This is a genomic window from Streptomyces sp. NPDC059832 (assembly GCF_042731715.1).
Classification (GTDB): Bacteria; Actinomycetota; Actinomycetes; order Streptomycetales; family Streptomycetaceae; genus Streptomyces.
The window spans coordinates 1-3,841 of record NZ_JBHWIY010000094.1; the positions used below are offsets into that span (position 1 = coordinate 1).

General features: G+C 67.7%; 4 protein-coding genes and 1 pseudogene. 1 reads left to right on the forward strand and 4 read right to left on the reverse strand.

All coding sequences use genetic code 11. The features are described 5' to 3' along the window. From ACFV8T_RS45320 to ACFV8T_RS45335, 4 genes are all read right to left on the reverse strand, one after another. Positions 1-271: transposase (locus ACFV8T_RS45320; RefSeq protein ID WP_385339704.1), on the reverse strand; the 271-nt coding region annotated here is incomplete at its 3' end. A gap of 217 nt (positions 272-488) precedes the next feature. After that, positions 489-938: a hypothetical protein gene (locus ACFV8T_RS45325; protein WP_385339707.1), complete on the reverse strand. Its 450-nt coding sequence runs from the start codon at positions 936-938 to the stop codon at positions 489-491. Between the two features lie 796 nt (positions 939-1,734). Then, positions 1,735-2,232: an HAD domain-containing protein gene (locus ACFV8T_RS45330; RefSeq protein WP_385339710.1), complete on the reverse strand. Its 498-nt coding sequence runs from the start codon at positions 2,230-2,232 to the stop codon at positions 1,735-1,737. Beyond that, the gene (locus ACFV8T_RS45335) at positions 2,229-3,482 is read right to left on the reverse strand and encodes an IS256 family transposase (protein ID WP_385339713.1); all 1,254 of its coding nucleotides are present in this window, start codon (positions 3,480-3,482) and stop codon (positions 2,229-2,231) included. The genes ACFV8T_RS45330 and ACFV8T_RS45335 overlap by 4 nt, the downstream gene beginning before the upstream one ends. Before the next feature lie 142 nt (positions 3,483-3,624). On the opposite strand from ACFV8T_RS45335, the pseudogene ACFV8T_RS45340 reads away from it, so the two are divergent. Next, positions 3,625-3,841, forward strand: a pseudogene (locus tag ACFV8T_RS45340) (IS256 family transposase); the annotation flags it as partial.

A 3,841-nucleotide genomic window follows, 5' to 3' on the forward strand; every position in this document is an offset into this window, starting at 1 on the left:
GCGTATCCGCTTGTTCTTCTCGCTCATCTCCCGCCGCAGCCGCTCCAGTTCGCCCCGCTCGCTCTCCCGCATCCGCCCGCCGGCGGCCTCCTGCGGGCCGATCGGAGGAGGCCGACCCTTTTCGGCGCCAGCGCGAGACCCAGCCGTGCAGCGTGCCCGCGTGGACTCCGAGCTCGTCGGCGACCAGCGGGATCGGCTTCCCCGTCTCGATCACGATGCGTACAGCACCCTCACGGAACTCGGCGTCGTACGCCCGTTTCTTGGACCCCATGACCCTCAACCCCCCTGCAATCGCGGACTCCACGCTACGAGGGGAAGGTCACCGCCGGGGTCACCTCATCTTCGGGCCGCCCCCTGGCGGGCCATCTGCCGCACAGCGTGGGAGACCGGGGAATTCAAGGGCTGCCCGAAGTAACCGCCCTCGCTGCCGCGGGCAGGCTCCGCGTCCGGTTCCGGCCGCGCAGCCTGCTCATTGTGTCGGACGTTCGTCAGCAGGTGACCGGAACGTCCAGGGTCACCGGGCTGGAGGGATAGCCGAGGGCGGATGGGGTGAACTCGGCGTGGACGGACGAGCCGCAGGGGACGGTGCCGCCGACGCCACGGACCTGGGTGGTCGCGGCTTGGAAACGGACCGGCTGCACCAGGTGGCCGAGGGAGGTGCCGCCGACGGCGTTGCCGGTGAGGGTCGTGGTCAGGTCCTTGACCGGGAGCGTGGAGCCTGGGCTGGGCGGGCCCGCCAGGTTTATCTGGCCGTACAGCTGCACGCTGTTGCCGGTGACTTCGGCGCACACCTTGGTCGACAAGCCCACCCGGAGGGCGGACGGACCGCACGTCACCGTGGTGGCAGTGGTGGTGGGGGCGTGTGCGGCGGTGGCCGGGGCCGCGCCGAATAAGGCCAGGCCCACGGCCGCGGTGGCGAGCAGAGCGATACGAGACATGAGGGTAGTGCTCCCTGTTCAGAGGCGTCGTTCATAGGCATCACTGATGCACTCAGGATGCAGTTGCAATGTGACATTGCACTGGACGTCAGTATGTGTGGAGGCGACGTGAAGGTTAACTCCCATACCTCCATGGGATCGTCGCGCCCTCACCTTCCCCTTGTCCCGCCGAGTTACGGGTACGGCTACACCGAGCACGCCGCTCCCGCGACGGACATCCCGGAGATCGGGGCCACGCAGATGGGCGTCGGCCAGGTCACGAGCGTGCATGGGTTGGTTGGCGCGCGCAGTGAAGATCTGGCAGAGCTGTTCCCAGGAACTGGAGGGCTTGCGAGCCGGGTCCAGTGACGTTGGGAGAGTAGGCGCACGGATGGTGATGTCGATGGCAGTGATAGGGCTGCTGTCACGGGGCCGGTGATCCTGATTCCAGGTGTGGTAGTGGGAGATACCGCGCTTCGCCACACGGGCCGAGGTCCGCGGACGACGTTTGGGGAGCATGGTGTGCAAGAGCCGGGTTCCGATGTGTCCGACCAGGTCGGCCTGGGTGCCGGGGCTGTGAGCCGCCTTGGGGCCGGCGATGATGGCGACGGTGTCGCGTGCGGCCTCCAGAGCGATGATGAAGGAGGCTCGGTCCGGATTAGTGCAGTACCGGGTCTCCATAGCCGTGGCCATGACCGATCGCAGGGCTTGGTAGAGGGCGAGCAGTCCCCATAGTTCCTGTGTGAGACCGGCGGGATCCTTCGAACGCAGAACGCGGGAGCAATTGTCAATTCCCTGTGTATCACCGCGGGGAGCCTCAAGTGGCCCGGAGCCATTGATCGAGGACTGCGAAGTCTTCATTGGTGAGGCCGCGGGACGACGCGATGCGGTGGAGGAGGGCTGGGGTCGGGTGGTGGGTGGACACCCAGTCTCGATCGGCGTCGGTGATCTCGTCGTCGACCCAGAGGAACGGGCGTCCGTCCGCCCATGCCGCCAGGGTTCGGGTCTTCCAGTGGAGTCCGTACCACTGGTCCTCGCGTTCATGCGCGTCGGAGTGTTCCGGCCAGCGCACGACCGGCAGGGGCGGCAGGCCGAGTCGGGGTGCTATGTCGGTGTTCGCCTCCTCCTCCCAGGTGGTGGCCCAGACCAGCGCGCACGGCAATGCCGCGAGGCGAGGCCCGAGGCTCGGGTCAAGCCGCGTCAGGTGCGAATCTGTCGCAGTGCTTGACGGCTCGCGCTGCGGGCCGTCGCCGAACGGCAGGAGAGGTCCGTCGACGTCCAGGAACAGCAGCGGGCGTTCCTTGCGCTCACTCATGCCGCAGCCTCCTGCTCACGCTCGATCAGGACTCCGCGTTCGAAGCGGGCGCCGGTGCGGACGAGGGCGACGAGGTGGGGTGCGGTGATCGCGCGCCAGCGAGCCTGGGCGGACTCGGCGAGCTTGAACACCATCGCCAGGGCCGCGGCCGGGCTGCCGGCGCCGCGGGTGACCTTGATCCGCAGCTTTACCGTGCTGAAGGTGGACTCGATCGGATTTGTGGTGCGCAGGTGGACCCAGTGCTCGGCCGGGAAGCCGTAGAACGCCAGGAGTTCATCGACGTCGTCGGTGATCTTCTTGACGGCCTTGGGCCACTTCGCGCCGTAGGCGCGCCCGAAGTCCTTCACCGCCTTCTCGGCGTGATCGCGGTCCTCGGCATTGTAGATCTCCTGCAGCGCCTTCTTCGCGCCGGGCTGGGCCGATTTCGGCAGGGAGTTGACCACGTTCCGAGATTTGTGAACCCAGCACCTTTGATGTCTGGCCTGCGGAAACACCTCGGCCAGGGCCCGCCACAGGCCCATGGCTCCGTCGCCGATGACGAGCTCGGGATCACGCATGCCGCGCCGGTGGCAGTCCCGCAGGAGGTCGGCCCAGGACTCGGCCGACTCGCGCAGGCCCTCGGCGAGCGCGATCAGCTCCTTACTGCCGTCGGTGCGCACGCCCATGAGGACCAGGACGCAGGAGCGGGCCTGGCCGAGGCGGACCTTGGGGTGGACGCCGTCGGCCCACACGTACACGTAGTTGGATCCGGACAGGTCCCGGTCCTGGAAGGCAGCGTGGTCATCGCTCCACTGCTTGGTCAGCCGGGTCACCGTGGCCGGCGAGAGCCCAGCGGCCGAGCCGAGGAACTGCTCCATCGCGGGCACGAAGTCGCCGGAGGACAGACCGTGCAGGTAGAGCAGGGGCAGGACCTCACTGATCTTCGGAGACTTCCGGCACCAGGGGGCGGGGATCTTCGACGAGAACCGCTTGCGCTCGCCCGTCTCGCCATCGACCCGCTTATCGTTCACCCGCGGCGCCTTCACCGCAATCGGCCCGGCGGCGGTGGCCACCGTCCGCTTGCGGTGGTGACCGTTACGGACCACCAGACGGCGACATGCATCGTCCCGCTCGCCCGCCAACTCGGCTATGTACTGGTTGACTTCGGCTTCCAGGGCCGCGGTGAGCATCCGACGGGCGCCCTCACGGACGATGTCGTCCATCAGGGAGCCGCTCTGGGTGGTGCCGTCCTCGTTGACTATGCTCAGCACAGGTGTGCCTTCCCGACCCGCGATGCAACGCGGGCCTACTCGATGACCAGAAGTCGATCACTCGGGAAGGTACGCCCTCCGCGTTCCGCGAGGCACCCCTCCCGAGTCCGATCCACAGGTCTTGAGCATTGCTCCCCGCCGGATGCCGGCCGCCGCGCTGGAAGCGGAAGTCAACCAGTACACAGCCGAGTTGTCAGATGAGACCGACGAGTACGGCCGACGTCTCGTGGTCCGCAACGGCCACCACAAGGCAAGGACCGTGGGCACCGCCGCCGGACCGATCGAGGTCAAGGCCCCGCGGATCAACGACCGCCGCGTCGACGATGAGACCGGCGAGCGCAAGCGGTTCTCCTCGAAGA

Coding starts and splice junctions, on each gene's coding strand:
- ACFV8T_RS45325 (WP_385339707.1), bottom strand. CDS start 938: ATGTCTCGTATCGCTCTGCTCGCCACCGCGGCCGTGGGCCTGGCCTTA.
- ACFV8T_RS45330 (WP_385339710.1), bottom strand. CDS start 2,232: ATGAGTGAGCGCAAGGAACGCCCGCTGCTGTTCCTGGACGTCGACGGA.